Annotated in this window: 16 protein-coding genes and 1 pseudogene; 11 read left to right on the top strand and 6 right to left on the bottom strand. The window is 71.9% G+C overall.

The features are described 5' to 3' along the window. Nucleotides 1-94 precede the first annotated feature (94 nt). The 3 genes from MQE23_RS10455 to MQE23_RS10465 all read left to right on the top strand — a co-directional run bounded on the left by MQE23_RS10455 (nucleotide 95) and on the right by MQE23_RS10465 (nucleotide 2,327). Nucleotides 95-1,138: a substrate-binding domain-containing protein gene (locus MQE23_RS10455; protein ID WP_243378969.1), complete on the top strand. Its 1,044-nt coding sequence runs from the start codon at nucleotides 95-97 to the stop codon at nucleotides 1,136-1,138. 197 nt (nucleotides 1,139-1,335) lie between these two features. Beyond that, complete coding sequence (locus MQE23_RS10460; protein WP_020274401.1) at nucleotides 1,336-1,746, top strand: Rid family hydrolase; 411 nt, start codon at nucleotides 1,336-1,338, stop codon at nucleotides 1,744-1,746. Between the two features lie 149 nt (nucleotides 1,747-1,895). Continuing rightward, on the top strand, nucleotides 1,896-2,327 hold the full coding sequence (locus MQE23_RS10465) for a helix-turn-helix transcriptional regulator (protein WP_243378970.1): 432 nt from the start codon (nucleotides 1,896-1,898) through the stop codon (nucleotides 2,325-2,327). 8 nt (nucleotides 2,328-2,335) lie between these two features. Here MQE23_RS10465 and MQE23_RS10470 read toward each other — a convergent pair whose 3' ends face one another. Then, complete coding sequence (locus tag MQE23_RS10470) at nucleotides 2,336-2,875, bottom strand: peptidoglycan-binding protein (protein ID WP_020274399.1); 540 nt, start codon at nucleotides 2,873-2,875, stop codon at nucleotides 2,336-2,338. A 431-nt stretch (nucleotides 2,876-3,306) separates the two neighbouring features. Here MQE23_RS10470 and MQE23_RS10475 point away from each other — a divergent pair, with 431 nt between their 5' ends. The 3 genes from MQE23_RS10475 (at nucleotide 3,307) to MQE23_RS10485 (ending at nucleotide 5,749) form a co-directional block, all read left to right on the top strand. Next, nucleotides 3,307-4,458, top strand: a complete 1,152-nt coding sequence (locus MQE23_RS10475; protein ID WP_243378971.1) for a S1 family peptidase — start codon at nucleotides 3,307-3,309, stop codon at nucleotides 4,456-4,458. Nucleotides 4,459-4,766: 308 nt separating this feature from the next. Then, the gene (locus MQE23_RS10480) at nucleotides 4,767-5,396 is read left to right on the top strand and encodes a hypothetical protein (protein WP_037670792.1); all 630 of its coding nucleotides are present in this window, start codon (nucleotides 4,767-4,769) and stop codon (nucleotides 5,394-5,396) included. Nucleotides 5,397-5,503: 107 nt separating this feature from the next. Further along, entirely contained in the window at nucleotides 5,504-5,749 is a 246-nt protein-coding gene (locus tag MQE23_RS10485; RefSeq protein ID WP_243378972.1) for a hypothetical protein, read from the top strand. Between the two features lie 6 nt (nucleotides 5,750-5,755). Here MQE23_RS10485 and MQE23_RS10490 read toward each other — a convergent pair whose 3' ends face one another. Beyond that, a complete protein-coding gene (locus tag MQE23_RS10490) occupies nucleotides 5,756-6,397 on the bottom strand; it encodes a hypothetical protein (RefSeq protein WP_243378974.1) in 642 nt (213 codons plus the stop codon). 350 nt (nucleotides 6,398-6,747) lie between these two features. Here MQE23_RS10490 and MQE23_RS10495 point away from each other — a divergent pair. Further along, nucleotides 6,748-7,046: pseudogene (locus tag MQE23_RS10495) on the top strand (IS481 family transposase); the annotation flags it as partial. Between the two features lie 3 nt (nucleotides 7,047-7,049). On the opposite strand, the gene MQE23_RS10500 reads toward MQE23_RS10495, so the two are convergent. Then, the gene (locus MQE23_RS10500) at nucleotides 7,050-7,457 is read right to left on the bottom strand and encodes an SRPBCC family protein (protein ID WP_037670798.1); all 408 of its coding nucleotides are present in this window, start codon (nucleotides 7,455-7,457) and stop codon (nucleotides 7,050-7,052) included. Between the two features lie 112 nt (nucleotides 7,458-7,569). On the opposite strand from MQE23_RS10500, the gene MQE23_RS10505 reads away from it, so the two are divergent. Next, on the top strand, nucleotides 7,570-7,974 hold the full coding sequence (locus tag MQE23_RS10505) for a VOC family protein (protein ID WP_020274394.1): 405 nt from the start codon (nucleotides 7,570-7,572) through the stop codon (nucleotides 7,972-7,974). Here MQE23_RS10505 and MQE23_RS10510 read toward each other — a convergent pair. Further along, a complete protein-coding gene (locus tag MQE23_RS10510) occupies nucleotides 7,954-8,643 on the bottom strand; it encodes a helix-turn-helix domain-containing protein (protein WP_243378975.1) in 690 nt (229 codons plus the stop codon). The genes MQE23_RS10505 and MQE23_RS10510 overlap by 21 nt on opposite strands. A gap of 109 nt (nucleotides 8,644-8,752) precedes the next feature. Next, complete coding sequence (locus MQE23_RS10515; protein WP_243378976.1) at nucleotides 8,753-9,688, bottom strand: AraC family transcriptional regulator; 936 nt, start codon at nucleotides 9,686-9,688, stop codon at nucleotides 8,753-8,755. A gap of 81 nt (nucleotides 9,689-9,769) precedes the next feature. Between MQE23_RS10515 and MQE23_RS10520 the strand changes: the two genes are divergently transcribed. After that, complete coding sequence (locus MQE23_RS10520) at nucleotides 9,770-10,615, top strand: NmrA family transcriptional regulator (protein ID WP_243378978.1); 846 nt, start codon at nucleotides 9,770-9,772, stop codon at nucleotides 10,613-10,615. Nucleotides 10,616-10,944: 329 nt separating this feature from the next. Here MQE23_RS10520 and MQE23_RS10525 read toward each other — a convergent pair whose 3' ends face one another. Continuing rightward, a complete protein-coding gene (locus MQE23_RS10525; RefSeq protein WP_020274389.1) occupies nucleotides 10,945-12,105 on the bottom strand; it encodes a YihY/virulence factor BrkB family protein in 1,161 nt (386 codons plus the stop codon). A 109-nt stretch (nucleotides 12,106-12,214) separates the two neighbouring features. On the opposite strand from MQE23_RS10525, the gene MQE23_RS10530 reads away from it, so the two are divergent. After that, a complete protein-coding gene (locus MQE23_RS10530; RefSeq protein ID WP_243378979.1) occupies nucleotides 12,215-13,849 on the top strand; it encodes an acyl-CoA dehydrogenase family protein in 1,635 nt (544 codons plus the stop codon). Nucleotides 13,850-14,084: 235 nt separating this feature from the next. Further along, entirely contained in the window at nucleotides 14,085-15,362 is a 1,278-nt protein-coding gene (locus tag MQE23_RS10535) for a helix-turn-helix domain-containing protein (RefSeq protein WP_243378980.1), read from the top strand. Nucleotides 15,363-15,393: the final 31 nt, after the last annotated feature.

Genomic DNA, 15,393 nt, shown 5'->3' on the forward strand with positions numbered 1-15,393 from the left:
AGCGCTTTCTGCCCGGTCGGACTCCGGATTGCGGTGAGCAGCGCTGGTCGAAACTTTCCACGGCCCTCGGGCGGGCCGGAGAGGTGGGTTCCCGATGGTCCGTACGGCGAGTGCGAGCGTGGCGGCCGGTCCGACGCTGGCGGTCGTGGCCCGCGAGGCGGGGGTGTCGGTGCCGACCGCGTCCAAGGTGGTCAACGGCCGGGAGGATGTGGCGCCCGAGACGCGCCGCCGCGTCACCGAGGCGCTCGACCGGCTCGGCTATGTGCGCAGACCCCGGTTCGACGCGTCGAAGGCGCCCCGGCTGGTCGACCTGGTCGTGCACTCACTGGAGAGCTCCTGGTCGGGCGCGGTGCTGCACGGGGCGGAGGAGGCGGCGCACGACGCGGGCCTGGAGGTCGTGGTGTCGGCGGCCCTGACCCGCACCCGGGCCGGCCGCCCGGAGCGCGGCTGGCTGGACAAACTGGTCGCCCGGGGCTCCTCCGGGGTCCTGTTCAACCTCGCCGAGCTGAGCGATTCCCAGTACGCCTGGCTGGAGCAGCACCGCATCCCGTTCGTGATGATCGACCCGGTCCAGGAACCGCCGGAGGGTGTCGCGTCGGTGGGCGCGGCGAACTGGCAGGGCGGTCTGACGGCCACGGAGCATCTGCTGTCCCTGGGCCACGAGCGCGTCGCCGTCATCGCCGGTCACCGGCGCACGATGTGCAGCAGCGCCCGGGTCGCCGGTTACCGCTCGGCGCTCGCGTCGGCCGGGCTCCGGCACCGTGCCGAGTACGTCCGGCACGCCGGGTTCGACGAGAGCCTGGCCCGCCGCCGCATGCTGGAACTGCTCGACCTGCCCGAGCCGCCGACGGCCGTCTTCGTCTGCTCGGACCGGATGGCGCTGGGGGTGTACGAGGCTCTGGCCGAGCGGGGGTTGAGGGTCCCGGACGACGTCAGCGTGGTCGGCTTCGACGACCTGCCCGAGGCGCGCTGGGCCTCCCCCGCGCTGACCACGGTCCGCCAGCCGCTGTCGGAGATGGCCGCGACGGCCCTGCGGTCGTTGCTGCGCCTGATGGACGGCCACCACCCGGAGAGCACGCGGACGGAGCTGTCGACGCGGCTGGTGGAACGGGCGAGCACGGCGCCGCCACGAAGGTAGCGGCGGTGCCACGCGGGTAGCGGCGGTGCACAGCGGGCCGGACGAGCGCGGATCCAGCGAGCCGCAGGCGTTCGCCACGCGCGTGCGAGGAAGGTGTGCGGCGGACGGAATGCCGTACAGGCGCGAGGAGTTGGGGAGGAGTGCCAGGGTCGCCGTCGGTGTGCGGAGGCCGAACTCCGAGAAAGGACAGCCCGGTCATGACGCGCGACTCGCGCACGATCACCAACCCGGCCACCCTCCACGACCCCACGCCGTTCGGCTACAGCCACGCCGTCTCGGCACCCGGTGAAACCGTATTCATCGGAGGCCAGTACGCCTCCGACGCCACCGGCGCCCCGGTGCCCGGCGACTTCGCCGCGCAGGTGGAACTGGCCTTCGACCGGCTGCGGTCGGCGCTGGAAGGGGTCGGGCTCGGCTATGAACACGTCGTACGGCTCGGCACGTTCATCGTGGACCACGACCCCGGCAAGCTGGAGATCCTCGGCAAGGCGCTGCACGCGCGCTTCGGCGGGCGGCTCCCGGCGCAGACCCTGAGCGGTGTCGCGTCGCTGGCGCTGCCGGGGATGCTGTTCGAGGTCGACGCGGTGGCGGTGCGTCCCGGCGTGTGACGGTCGCCCGGTCGGCAGCCGCACACCCCTTACGCGCGCCGCGCGCCCGTCGTGATGGGGAACTGGCCGGAACCGGTCGGCGTCGAACGATGCGGTGGGGAGGGGCCGTTGCCCCGGGCGGAGCGGCGGCGGGCAGTTGGGGGACGACCATGACACGCTGGCGGCCGCTTCCGGACGCACTGCCGAGGGAGGCACGGCACCTGGTCGCGCAACTGCGGGCCCTGAAGGACCGCACGGGTCTGAGCCTGGCCGAGCTGGCGCGGCGGACGGCGTACAGCAAGTCGTCGTGGCAGCGGTATCTCAGCGGGGCCAAGCAGCCGCCGAGGGGGGCGGTGCAGGCACTGTGCCGGGTGGCGGGGGCGGACCAGGCGCGGCTGCTGGCGCTGTGGGACCTGGCGGACCAGACGTGGCCGCACGGCGCGGCGGTGCCGGTGGCGCCGGCCGGGCAGGCGGTGGACACGGCGATGCCGCCGCCCGGCGCCGAGTACCGGCGGTGGCGGGCGGCGGCGTTGGTCTCCTTCGCCGTCATCGTGGTGCTGCTGGCCGGGCTGCTGTGGGCGCTGCCGACGAGGAGCGGGTGAGGGGCAGGTCAGCCGAGGCTGCGGTAGTAGGCGTTCTTCCAGGGGCCGACGTTCTTCAGCTTCACCTGGTACTTGCCGCTCACGCGCTTGAAGTTGACGTTCCGCGCGTCGCCCTTGTACTGGACGATGTTCCCCGGGTGGCTCTGCAGCCGGGTCTGGGCGAAGTCCCAGCTCTCGCTGACGACGACACCGTCGGTCTCCGGCAGGTTGTGCCGGCTCTGCCACCACTGCGTGGCCGACTCGGTCTCCGGCCCGAACGAGCCGTCGATCTGGCTCTTCTTGAAGGGCCGCCACTCCCCCTCGTCGTCCTCCCACAGGGCACCGTCCGCCCACAGGACGGTCTCCCACAGGGCGATGGCGTTGCCCCTGGCGTAGGCCTCGACGCCGAGGTTCTCCTCGTCCTCCCAGTCGTTGCCGACGGCGCCACCGCCGTCGATTCCGAAGTAAGCGGGTGCGGCACCTGCGGCCGGCGCCAGGGCGATTCCGGTGCCCCCGGCCCCCAGCAGTACGGCCGTCACCATCGCCATGGCCCGATTGCGCATGCTCATGCGGTCTTCCTTTCCGAACCGCCGTCACCCGTGGGTTCCCCCGGGGCGGCTCGTCTCATCCGGCACGGCACAGCCTCACGGGCCGGGGGCGGCCGGAGCGAGCTTTCCCGCCGTACGCGGACCGCCCAGGGACGGTTCACGAGCGGGGCGGCGGCGTCCCGGCGGGGGGTGGGACGCACGGAACCCGCATGGGCCGGGGCGGGACGGGTCCAGGAGGTCGATGCGGCAGAACGAGGCCCAGCACTGCTTCGTGACTCCCGAGTTGGACGGATGGGGGCCGCTCACCCTTCCGTCATGCTGTGACAACCGGCCGAAATTGGCATAGACCTTTTCTGTGATCACGGGCTAGGCTCTGCCGCGCACATCACGAGAGCGCTCTCAAGCACTGCTGTTCCACCCTCACCCTGCTGGAACAACGAAGGGTCATTCCCTTGAGACGCACCACAACACTGCGCACCGCACTGTCCGCACTCCTCCTGCTCGGCACCTGGGCGACCGCGAGCGTCCTGCCTGCCTCCGCCGCGGATGCTCCCGCGCGCTCCGCCGAAGCACCGGCCTCCCCCGAGCTCCTGTCCGCGATGCAGCGCGACCTGGCGCTGACGCGGAACGAGGCCGTGGCACGCCTGGCCGCGGAGAAGACCGCTACGGCCGTCGAACGCAAGGCGCGCAGCGCGGCCGGTTCGGCCTACGGCGGCTCCTGGTTCGACGCCGGCAGTGGCCGACTCACCGTCGCCGTCACCCGTGCCGCGCGTGCCGACGCCGTACGCGCGACCGGAGCGGCCGTACGCCTCGTGCGCTACGACGCACGGCAGCTCGACGCGGCGAAGAAGAGCATCGACTCGCTGTCCGCGCCCGCCAAAGTCGCCAGTTGGCACGTGGATCCCAAAGCCAACAAGGTCGTCGTGAATATCGTCGCCGCTCACCGGGACGACAACGATGTCCGGGCCTTTCTCGCCCGAGCCCGCGAAGCGGGCCCCGTGACGGTGCGCCAGACCCCCACCGCACCGCGTACCTTTGCCGCCGGCACCGTGGGCGGTGACCCCTACTACACCGGCAACGTCCGCTGCTCCATCGGCTTCTCCGTGCACGGCGGCTTCGTCACCGCCGGGCACTGCGGCGCGCCGAGTGCGGCCGTGTACGGCTGGGACCGGTCCTACATCGGCAATTTCCAGGGGTCATCGTTCCCGGGTAACGACTACGCCTGGGTGAACGTGGGCAGCGGCTGGTGGACCGTACCGGTGGTGCTGGGCTGGGGCACGGTTCCCGACCAGCTCGTCCGCGGCTCCGCCGAGGCCCCGGTGGGTGCCTCCGTCTGCCGTTCCGGCTCCACCACTCACTGGCATTGCGGCACCGTGCTGGCGAAGAACGAGACGGTGAACTACAGCCAGGGCGCCGTCCACCAGATGACGAAGACGAGCGTCTGCGCCGAACCCGGCGACTCAGGAGGCTCCTTCATCAGCGGCGACCAGGCCCAAGGCGTCACCTCCGGCGGCTGGGGCAACTGCAGCGGCGGCGGCCAGACCTGGCACCAGCCCGTCAACGAGATCCTCAACCGGTACGGGCTGACACTGCACACGGCCTGATCCCTCATCAGCACGGCCGAGCGGACTCCGTCACGGGACTGTCGACGGAGTCCGCTCGAACTTCACGTCCCACACGGACATGACCGGATCCGGCCCGCTGCGCTCAAGTGGGCCTCTGCGCTTCCGCCTCCTACCGTCAAGGCCGTCAGCACTGCTCTGACGCCCCGGGTTGCGTCGTCGGCGTGACTCTCGAAGTACCTGACACCCTCGAGTACGGCCCGGACCCGTCCCCACAGGAGTCGAGCCCGTGAGGAGTAGCCGGCCGCCCAGGACCTGACGAACCAACCCCCAGGGTCGGTCCCGTCGGCATGATGATCGGCATGCAACCAGAAGTCCTCTCGGGCCTGATCGGTTTTGGCGGGGCAGTCCTCGGCGCGGTCATCGGTGGCGGCACGTCCTTGATGGCGACCAGACTGACCTTGGTTCACCAGAGGGAACAGCTGCGAGAAACTCGGCTCGCCGACCTACGGCATTCAGCCACGGAGTCCACTGCATCCGAGCTGATTGAACTCAGCCAGTACCTCCGTACAGTGACGTGGGATCCCCAATCTGGACAAGAAATCAACCACTGGATTCCAGGAGCTGCCGCTCACGTAAGGCGGGTCCGCCTGGCAATGGCTCGCATTCCTGATGAGGCCGTCCGGGAGAGACTGAGTGTCCCACTCGATCTTGCTCTGGAGTATCGGGCTGCCGAAGTGCGCGTGGCACAGGTCCTTGCGGCCTGGGTGGAGTGGTTCGATGAGATGACTCAGGATGCCCTGAATGCAACGTTCGCCCACCTCCGTAACGAAGAGCCGCCTCCGCTGTCAGACTTCGTCCTCTCAGCGCAAGAGCGATTCGCGGCGTGGACGCAACGGCGGGAGCAACAGTTTCGCGAGTGGCAAGAGCAGGATCGCCTGCGCGGCGTTCAGAGGCCCACCTCCGGCGAAGGGACCTGAGTGGCCTCGGCTAGATCAACGCCATCAACGCTCACATCGCCGCAAGCTGATCACCATGCAAGCAGAGACGTTGGCGGGGCTGATAGGTCTCGCGGGTGCCGTGGTCGGTGCGGGGGGTCTCCACGGCAGCCGTGATCTGGCAGCAGCGGAAGACCGCTCATGAGGCCGAGCGGACGCATCTGCTGGGCCTGGCCGAGGCAGCGGGCAACGAGGTCATCCGACCGAGCCAGGAACTTCAAGACCACTTCGCCGAGGACGTAGAGGTGGACCCCTGCAATAGCAGGTATTGGGCCTGGGCTTCCCGCCTCGCGGAGCTGAACCGCTCCCTGGAACAGCAGGCCCTCAGGCCCTAGCAGCCCCTAGTTCAGTGACGTCGGAACAGTCGCTTCCGATCCGTTAGCCGTCGTCGCGCCATTCAGGCTGACACCGTTCAGGACAGGGATCTGTGCCTGGGCGAACTTCAGAATCAGCGCAGCCTGCAGCTGGGATTTCAGGGCTGGGTTCTGGACGTCGTCAAGGAGCGCAACGGCCTGCCGAGCATCACGCTCCATCGCCATATCCGCCCTGAGATTCCTGGTCTGGTCCGTCAGATGCTCAAGCGCTTTGTCGGCACGGCGATGAAAGAGTGTCGCAACCACGGACATCACCAGACCCGCCAGGCTGGTGACGATCGCGGCGTAGAACTCACCAGTCGTCTCTGCCTTCCAGATGGCAAGGCCAACGCCTCCCAGCAGTACAAGGCCGCCGAGAACCGAGAAGCTGACACTCGTCACTTGGTTGATGCGCGCCTGCGAGAGTCCATGTGCGTAGTACTTGCGCAGCATCTTCGTGAAGTCCTTTTCGAGCGTCCGCGTACGCGAGTCTCCGCTCGAAGGGTCCGTCTCCGGCTCCATATCGAGCTGGTCGACCTCTTTCTTGATCGAACGGTCGACGAGCCAGGACGAGATGCCGGAAACACCCATGGCGCTCACGGCGGCCAACAGGACCTGAACAATCTGCATGGCGCTGATGTTGTCAGGGCAACCGGGGCACCGTCAGCCGTTCTCGCTGACTGGCCGGTCACCCGTCACCACACGCGCGTGAGGGGGTGAGCCGGCCGTGGCCCGAACCTTCTCCGCCGAGGACGAGGAGCGGCTCCGTCTCCACGCTGACGGCGTCAGCCGCAATGAGATCGCCCCTCAGTTGGAGTGGTCCGTCGGCACGATCACGAACCACGCGAGGCGCCTCGGGCTCTCCTTCGACCGGGAGGCCGTCAGGGCCGCCACTGACGCCCGTCAGGTGTGCCTCGTCCACGGCTACCAGTGGCCCGGGGGCTGGTCCCGGACCTCGGGCCACGGCGGTAGCGGAAAGCTCCTGCCTGCACACCGCCCTGGACGCCCCCCCGCCTGGCCTACACCGAAGACCTGCCCGACGAGACCGCCCCGACCTGCGCAGGCTTCCTCACCCGCGCCACCACCTGACCGACAACGCCTGGGCCTACACCAAGAACACCTGGCGCGGCCTGCCACGACCTGGGCATCAGCCCCCGCTGGACCCGACCCTGGCGGCCCCGGACCAACGACAAGGTCGAACGCTTCCACCGCACCCTGCTCGACCGGCATCGGCGGCCACACCCCAGCCAGCCGCGTCACCAACCTGTGCGATCAGCACCACCTAGGCGCGTTCCATCAGCCGCTTGAGGGCGGTGAGGTCGGCGGTCACCGCCTCCGCGTCGCGGTGGAAGTCCTCGTCGCTCATCCAGGGCCGGCGGCGCAGGGTGAAGACCACCTCGCAGCCGGGGCCGTCGGTGAGCACCCGCATCGGGTTGTGGACGGTCTCCCCCGAGGGCAGAGTGACGTCGTGGTCGAGCACGCCGAAGTCGTTCCTGGGCGTGAAGTCCACCACGACCCGCCCCATGGGCGACTCCCCCACCCACCGGCCGTCCACCAGCTCGAGGGAACGGGCCAGTCCGGGGGCCCAGCCGGGGACGTTGGCGGGGTCCGAGACGTAATCGTAGACCTCCTGGGCGGGTCGGTCGATGGAGATGCCGAGGTGCCTGGAATGCCGTGTCGTGGTCGTCATGGCGGCGACGTTACGGGCCTGCCCGGGGGCCGTCTTGAACGTATCGGACACCGCGCGACCGGTGTCCGATTCCTTCAAGACCCAGCGTCGCGGGCCTGCCTACGGTGGGCCCATGACTGCACGATTCGATGCCATCGGCCTGGTCGTCTCCGACATGGCCGCCTCCGTCGCCTTCTACCGCCGGCTCGGGTTCGCCTTCCCGGAGGGCGCCGAGAACCAGCCGCACTCCGAGGCCGGGCTGCCCGGCGGACTGCGGCTGATGCTCGACACCGAGGAGACGGTCCGCTCCTTCCTGCCCGAGTGGCGGCCGCCGACCGACGGCGGCCGGACCTCGCTGGCCCTTCGGTGTGACGGGCCGGAGGAAGTGGACGCGCTGTACGCGGAGTTGGTGAGCGCCGGGTGCCGGGGTGAGCTGAAGCCCTGGGACGCCTTCTGGGGTCAGCGGTACGCCGTCGTGCTCGACCCGGACGGCAACGGGGTGGACCTGTTCGCTCCGCTAACCGGGTCGGGCGAGTAGCTCCCCCAGCGGCAGGCCGGTCAACTCTCTGACGTCCCGGGCGAGATGGGCCTGGTCGGCGTAGCCGGCCCGGGCGGCCGTGTCCGCGAAGGGCACACCGCGCCGGGCCAGCGCGAGGGCGCGGCGCAACCGCAGGATCCGGGCCAGGGTCTTGGGTCCGTAGCCGAACGCGGTCAGCGAACGGCGGTGCAACTGGCGTGCCCCGAGGCCGAGTTCGTCGGCGGTCGCGGCGACGGGCCGGCCCGCGCCGAGGGCGGCCACGACCTGCCGCAGCAGCGGATCCGGCGGATCGGCACCGGCCGCCTGCCGCAGGGCGAGGTCCTCCAGTCCGCTCGCCGGGTCGGGGGCGGCGTTCACCCGTGCCGCCAGTCGCCGTACCTCCGGGGCCGGCCACAGATCCGTGAGCTCGACGCGGCGGTCGCGCAGCTCGTGCGCCGGTACGCCGAGCAGGGCCGGGGCCGTGCCCGGGTAGAAGCGGACGCCGGCCCAGGCGCCGGTCTCGCCGTCCGTGACGTACGCGTGCGTGTCGGGCCCGGCGACCAGCAGCCGCCCCTCGTGCCACAGCAGGTCCATGCACCCGTCGGGCAGCACACGCGCTGCCCCGTCCCGCTCCGGGGCATTGCTCCACACGACCGCTCCCGCCAGTCGTGACGCCCGCTCCACGTACACGTGAGCCAGGCTACGCCGCCGGCCGCGAGGCTGCCGCGAGCGTCCCGGGCCGGGGTGCCCCACCGCCGCTGACCAGGGCGTCCGGCCAGGGCACCGTGGCTCCCGGCCGCTACGCCCCCCGCCCCCGGTACTCCACCGGGCTCACCCCGTACACCCGCTTGAACGCCGTCGACAAGGCGAACGCGCTGCCGTACCCCACCCGGCGGGCCACCGCGTCGAGCGTGTCCTCGGAGTCGCGCAGACGGTCGGCGGCGAGGGCGAGGCGCCAGCCGGTGAGGTACGCCATCGGGGGCTCGCCGACCAGGGCGGTGAAGCGGCGGGCGAGTGCGGCGCGGGACACCCCGGCCTTGGCGGCGAGCGCGGCCACGGTCCACGGGTGGGCGGGGTTGTCCTGGAGCAGGCGCAGGACGCCGCCGACGACCGGGTCGGCGAGGGCCCGGTACCAGGCGGGGGCCTCCGCCTCGGGGCGGGCGAACCACGCGCGCAGCGCGGCGATGACCAGCAGGTCCAGCAGCCGGTCCAGGACCACCTCCTGGCCGGGCTCGTCCCGCACGATCTCCTCGGCGACGTACGGCGTGAGCGGGCAGTCCCACACGTCGGACGTGAGGGCGAGCAGCGGCGGCAGCGCGTCCAGCAGCCGGCCGTTGATCTCGCCCTGCATCGGGTACGTGCCGATCAGCATCACCGTGGACCCGTCGAGCCGGTCGCCCCAGGTGCGTACGCCCAGGTCCATGGAGCCGTGGAGGGGGCGTCCGTCCGGGTAGCGGCACTCCTGGCCGGGCAGGATCAGCGCCTGCGGTGCCGTGCCGGGGGCGTCCCCGCAGGTGTAGGGGTCCGGGCCGCGGGCGACGGCGAGGTCCCCGGCCCGCAGCAGGGTCCGCTCGCCCCGGTCGGGCAGGACCCAGGCCTCGCCGCGCACGACGAGCATCACGGTGAGCGGCGCCCGGTCCTCCACGCGTACCGCCCACGGCGGGTCGAAGCACGCCCTGATCATGAACGCGCCCCTGGCGCGCGGGCCCTCCAGCAACCCTGAGAGTGCGTCCATGGGGTCAGCGTAGACGCGGCCGTATGGGAATGAGCCGTTCAGCGATGGTTCCGTGCGGTGTACGGCAGTTGACTCGACGGCATGACGAACACGACACGGAACTCGAAGGACATGACGGTTGTGGTGACGGGCGCCTCGGGCCGTACGGGCAGCCGGGTGGCACGGGCGGCGAAGGCGGCCGGGCTCACGGTACGGGCGGCGTCGCGGGCGACCGGTTTCGACTGGTGGGACCGCTCGACGTGGGCGGACGCCCTGCGCGGCGCCGATGCGGCCTACCTCGTATACCCCTCGGACGTCGGCGCGCCGGGCGCCGCCGAGGCGGTCGGGGACCTCGCGCGGGAAGCGGTCGGGCTCGGGGTGCGGCGGCTGGTGCTGCTGTCCGGGCGCGGCGAGGACCAGGCCCTGCCCACCGAGGAGGCGCTGAACGCGTCGGGGGCGGACTGGACGGTCCTGCGGGCCGCGTGGTTCGCGCAGAACTTCAGCGAAGGGCCGCTGGTGGCGGAGCTGCGGGAGCGGGGGGAGCTGGTGTTCCCGGCCGACGAGGTGCGGGAGCCGTTCCTCGACGTGCGGGACATCGCGGACGTGACGGTGACCGCGCTGACGTCCGGCGACCGGTACGTGGCCCGGACGGTCACCCTCTCCGGGCCGCGCCTGCTCACCTTCGGCGAGGCGGTCGCGGAAATCGCCCAGTCGACGGGCCGCCCACTCACCTACCGGGCGGTGTCGACACACGAGTACGGCGAGATCCTGCTCGGCTTCGGCATCCCGCCGCAGGAGGTCACGGCCCTGACCGGAATCTTCGACACCCTCCTCGACGGCCGCAACGCACACGTCTCGGACGGCGTACGGGAGGTCCTGGGCCGCGCGCCCAGGGACTTCGCGGACTTCGTACGGGAGGAGACGGCGGCGGGAACGTGGCAGACGTGACGACGGGCCGCCGCCGGGCCGGGCCCTGGAGACGAGTGACGGTGCGTCGCCTGCCGACGAGCACACGGTGCCTCGAAGGCACGCCGACGGCGACCCGCCGGGCCAGGGGTGAGTGACGGCACGTCGCCCGCCGACACCCAGCGCCGGCCGCCGGCAGACCGGACCCCGGAAGGCGTGACGACGGCCAACCGCCCGCAGGGCAGGCAGCGCGCATCACGAGCAGGCCACGCCCGGACCCGCCCCGGCGGCGATGCGGCACGGCCGCAGTCCCGGCGGGCCCGCCGGACCGCGTGCCCGTTGCGGCCCCGGCGGCTCGATACGCAGGCCCGTTACTTGTCGGCGGGCGGTGGTGGCTCCCCGTTCGCGTGGCCGGGGCCCTTCGTGTGGGTGTGGGTGCTCTTCACGTGTGTCCGCAGGCGGGCCGTGACGTCCTCCGGAGGGAGGAAGCGGGACCAGCGTTCGGGGAACTCGGAGGGCATGTCGGGGTCGGACTCGCCCGCGGCGGCGGCGCGGGCGACGTACTCGGCGACCTGCGCCTGCCGCAGGCGTTCGTTGGCCTCGCGGGCCGCGGCCGTCGCGGCGGCCGGCCAGACCCGGTCGATGGCGGCGTTGACCGCGGCGCCGACGAGCACGGCGAACGCGGACACACCGATCCACAGCAGCACGGCGACGGGCGCGGCCAGGGAGCCGTAGATCGTCGGGCCCTCGACCGTGCTGGTCAGGTAGATCCGCAGCAGGAAGCTGCCGAGGACCCACATGCCGAGGGCGACGAGCGCGCCGGGCACGTCCTCGATCCACGGGGAGCGGACGGGGACGGACACGTGGTAGAGCGTGGTCAGGAAGGCGATCGACAGGAGGATGACGACCGGCCAGTAGAGGACCTGTACGACCGTGGTCGACCACGGCACGATCCGTACGACCGCGTCCGGCCCGGCCACCATCAGCGGCAGCGCGATCGAGCCGATCAGCAGGGCGACGATGAACAGCGCGAAGGCCATCAGGCGGGTCTTCACGATGCCCCGGACACCGTCGAGGCCGTACATGACGGTGATGGTGTCTATGAAGACGTTCACGGCGCGGGAGCCGGACCACAGGGCGAACAGGAAGCCGATGGAGATGACGTCGGGCCGGCCGCCCTTCATCACGTCGTGCAGGATCGGCTCGGCGATCTGCCGCACGCCCCGGTCGGACAGCACCGTGCGGGCGGCCTCCAGAAGGTTGGCCTGGAGGCTCTCGATGGTGTCGGCGCCGGTCCAGGCGTCGACGTAGCCGAGCAGTCCGATCATGCTCAGCAGCAGCGGCGGCACCGACAGCAGCGTGAAGAACGCGGCCTCCGCCGCCAGGCCCAGGATGCGGTACTCGATGCAGGAGTTGACGGTGTCCTTGAGCAACAGCCAGGCGGTCCTGCGCTTGGAGACGTTCCGGTAGAGAGCACGAGCCCGGTGGAGGCGCCCGGAGGGTGTGTCGGGGGTTTCACTTGCTGGCTGCACCCCCTAACGGTATCCGCCGCGCCTGACCGTACTCACCCACAGGCTGGTCTGCGGCACCCGGCCCCCGCCGCTGGGTGACCAAGGTGCCGCCCCGGGGTACTTTCGCAGCATGGCTGGCAGCACCCACTCCGTGAACAACCAGGTCCCGCCGCTGGTCGGGTACGACGTCTTCTCGGCCGACCGGGCTCTCACGGCGGCGGTCGAACGGCATCTCGATCCCGGCCTGCGCGACGAGGTGCTCGGCGAGCTCTCGGCGCTCGGGCGGTCCGCCGGCTCGGCCCAGGTGCAGGAGTGGGGGGCGCAGGCCAACGAGAACCCGCCCCGGCTGCGCACCCACGACCGGTACGGCCGGCGGATCGACGAGGTCGAGTTCCACCCGTCCTGGCACCGGCTGCTCGGCAAGGGCGTCTCGGCCGGCCTGACCGCGGCCTGGGACCGGCCGGCCGGGCATCTGCGGCGGGCCGCCGCCTTCCTGGTGTGGACGCAGGTCGAGGCCGGCAACGGCTGCCCGCTGTCGATGACGCACGCGGCGGTGCCCGCCCTGCGCACCGACCCGGACCTGGCCGCCGAGTGGGAGCCGCGGCTGACGTCCATGGTCTACGACCGTGAGCTCAGGCCCGCGCGCCTCAAGGCCGGGGCGCTGTTCGGGATGGGCATGACGGAGAAGCAGGGCGGCAGCGACGTACGGGCCAACACGACGTCCGCGCGGCCGCTCGCGGAGGACGGGACGTACGAACTGACCGGGCACAAGTGGTTCTGCTCGGCGCCGATGTCCGACGGTTTCCTGGTGCTGGCGCAGGCGCCGGGCGGGCTCACCTGCTTCCTGGTGCCGCGGGTGCTGGCGGACGGCACGCGCAACGTGTTCCTGCTCCAGCGGCTCAAGGACAAGCTCGGCAACCGGTCGAACGCCTCGGCAGAGGTCGAGTTCGACGGGACCTGGGCGCGCCGGGTCGGCGAGGAGGGGCGCGGGGTGCGCACCATCATCGAGATGGTGGCGGCGACCCGGCTCGACTGTGTGCTGGGCTCGGCGGGGCTGATGCGGCAGGCCGTGGCGCAGGCGGTGCACCACTGCACGTACCGGGAGGCGTTCGGCGGGAAGCTCGCCGACAAGCCGCTGATGCGCAACGTCCTCGCCGACCTCGCCCTGGAGTCGGAGGCGGCGACGACGCTGGCGCTGCGGCTCGCGGCGGCCTACGACGACGGCGGCGAGCAGGAGCGGGCGCTGCTGCGGATCGCGGTGCCGGCGGCCAAGTACTGGGTGACCAAGCGGTGCCCGCCGGTGGCGGTGGAGGCGGCCGAGTGCCTGGGCGGCAACGGCTACGTCGAGGAGTCCGGGCTGCCCCGGCTGGTGCGCGAGTCGCCGCTCAACTCGATCTGGGAGGGTGCGGGCAACGTCCAGGCCCTCGACGTGCTGCGGGCGTTGCAGCGGGAGCCGGGGGCGCTCGACGCGTATCTGCGGGAGGTCGGGCAGGCGCGCGGCGCCGACCACCGGCTCGACGGGGCGATCAAGAACCTGCTGACCGAACTCGCCGATCTGGAGGGGGTGGAGGGCAGGGCGCGGCGGCTGGCGGAGCGGCTGGCGCTGGTGCTCCAGGGGTCGCTGCTGGTCCGTTTCGCGCCACCGCAGGTCGCCGACGCGTTCTGCGCGGCGCGGCTGGGCGGCGACGGGGGCGCGGCGTTCGGGACGCTGCCGCACACGCTCGATCTGGCGTCGGTGGTGGAGCGGGCCCGGCCGGTGGCCTGATCCGGGCAGCCGAAGCGGAGGTGGTGCTGCGCCGACACGGCACCACCCCCGCCGCACTGGCCCGTTCGAGCCACTGAACGCCGCTCGGGACGGCGCCGCTCAAGTTTCGGACACGGCCGGGCTGTCCACCAGGGTTGCAAGGGGTTGCAACTTGCTGCTGACTGTGCGCGCCCCTGGGGGGCAGACGGCACTATGAGACGGACAGTCAGAAGCGACTCGGGGGGGGCCCACGCCTATGGACGTCACGCAGCTCGCCGCCGGGGACACCACGCGTGCGGCCCGGGTGCTCAGCGAGGTCCGTTCCGCCCGGCTGTCCGGGCAGCCCGCGCCCGTGCCGCCGCGCCGGGTGATCGAGCAGTCCTGGGAGCGGATGCTGCGCAGCGGTGTCGATCCGGACCACGACTTCCGGGCGGATCTGCTGTCCCGCGAGGAGGTGCAGCGGCGGCGCGAGACGTCGGTGCTGCGCCATGTGCTGCCGGTGCTGCGGGAGGGGCTGCTGGGGTTCGCGGACGTCGCGCACCACATCATGGTGGTCGCCGACGAGGAGGGCCGGGTGCTGTGGCGCGAGGGCAGCGCGCCGGTGCTGCGCAAGGCCGACGGGCTCGGCTTCGAACTCGGCGCGGACTGGCGTGAGGACATCGTCGGCACGAACGGTCTGGGCACCCCGGCGGTGGTGCGCCGGCCCGTACAGGTCTTCGCCTCCGAGCACTTCGTGCGCTCCCAGGCCGTCTGGACCTGTGCCGGCGCTCCGCTGACGGATCCGCGGGACGGCCGGCTGCTCGGCGTGGTGGACGTGAGCGGTCCGCTGGAGACGATGCATCCGGCCACGCTCGCCTGGGTCGACTCGGTGGCGAAACTCGCCGAGGCCCGGCTGCGGGAGCGGCACCTGGAGTCGCTGGAGCGGCTGCGCGCGGTCGCGGCGCCGGTGCTGGCCCGGCTCGACGGGCGTGCCCTGGTCGTCGACCGGGACGGCTGGACCGCCGCGGTCAGCGGGATGCCGTACACGCGGCGCGTGGCCGTGCCCAAGTCCCTGTCGCCGGGCCCGAGGTGGGTGCCGGCGCTCGGGCTGTGCTCGGTGGAGCCGCTGGCCGGGGGCTGGCTGCTGCGGTCGGCCGCCGACGAGCCGGCGGTGCGTGGGGCGGCCAGGATCGTGCTGGACCTGAGACAGGCCCGCGGCTGGACGGTGGCGGTCCGCGGCGGCGCGGGCTCCTGGACGCGCGAACTGAGTCCCCGGCATGTCGAGTTGCTGTATCTCCTCGCCGTCCACCGCACCGGCCGCAGCGCCTCGGATCTGGCCGGCGACGTGTTCGGCGACCCGGCCCGCACGGTGACGGTACGCGCCGAGATGTCGCGGATACGGCGCTACCTCGGCGCGTTCCTGGAACACCGGCCGTACCGCTTCGCCGAGGACGCCGAGGTCGAGGTGCTCCTCCCGGACGACCCGAACGACCTGCTGCCGCACTCGACGGCACCGGCGGTGGGGAGGCTGCGCGGCTCCGCACCGGCCCCCTGAGGTTCACGGGACGTGCCGTCCGGCCGCCCCA

The sequence above is a fragment of the Streptomyces sp. HP-A2021 genome (assembly GCF_022807935.1).
In the GTDB taxonomy this organism is placed as follows: Bacteria; Actinomycetota; Actinomycetes; order Streptomycetales; family Streptomycetaceae; genus Streptomyces; species Streptomyces afghaniensis.

Excerpts from the sequence above, each read along its gene's own strand:
- MQE23_RS10490 (WP_243378974.1), bottom strand. The coding sequence starts at position 6,397 with ATGCAGATTGTTCAGGTCCTGTTGGCCGCCGTGAGCGCCATGGGTGTT.
- MQE23_RS10520 (WP_243378978.1), top strand. The coding sequence starts at position 9,770 with ATGACGAACACGACACGGAACTCGAAGGACATGACGGTTGTGGTGACG.
- MQE23_RS10535 (WP_243378980.1), top strand. The coding sequence starts at position 14,085 with ATGGACGTCACGCAGCTCGCCGCCGGGGACACCACGCGTGCGGCCCGG.
- MQE23_RS10480 (WP_037670792.1), top strand. The coding sequence starts at position 4,767 with ATGATGATCGGCATGCAACCAGAAGTCCTCTCGGGCCTGATCGGTTTT.
- MQE23_RS10465 (WP_243378970.1), top strand. The coding sequence starts at position 1,896 with ATGACACGCTGGCGGCCGCTTCCGGACGCACTGCCGAGGGAGGCACGG.
- MQE23_RS10455 (WP_243378969.1), top strand. The coding sequence starts at position 95 with ATGGTCCGTACGGCGAGTGCGAGCGTGGCGGCCGGTCCGACGCTGGCG.
- MQE23_RS10470 (WP_020274399.1), bottom strand. The coding sequence starts at position 2,875 with ATGAGCATGCGCAATCGGGCCATGGCGATGGTGACGGCCGTACTGCTG.
- MQE23_RS10530 (WP_243378979.1), top strand. The coding sequence starts at position 12,215 with ATGGCTGGCAGCACCCACTCCGTGAACAACCAGGTCCCGCCGCTGGTC.
- MQE23_RS10515 (WP_243378976.1), bottom strand. The coding sequence starts at position 9,688 with ATGGACGCACTCTCAGGGTTGCTGGAGGGCCCGCGCGCCAGGGGCGCG.
- MQE23_RS10505 (WP_020274394.1), top strand. The coding sequence starts at position 7,570 with ATGACTGCACGATTCGATGCCATCGGCCTGGTCGTCTCCGACATGGCC.
- MQE23_RS10500 (WP_037670798.1), bottom strand. The coding sequence starts at position 7,457 with ATGACGACCACGACACGGCATTCCAGGCACCTCGGCATCTCCATCGAC.
- MQE23_RS10460 (WP_020274401.1), top strand. The coding sequence starts at position 1,336 with ATGACGCGCGACTCGCGCACGATCACCAACCCGGCCACCCTCCACGAC.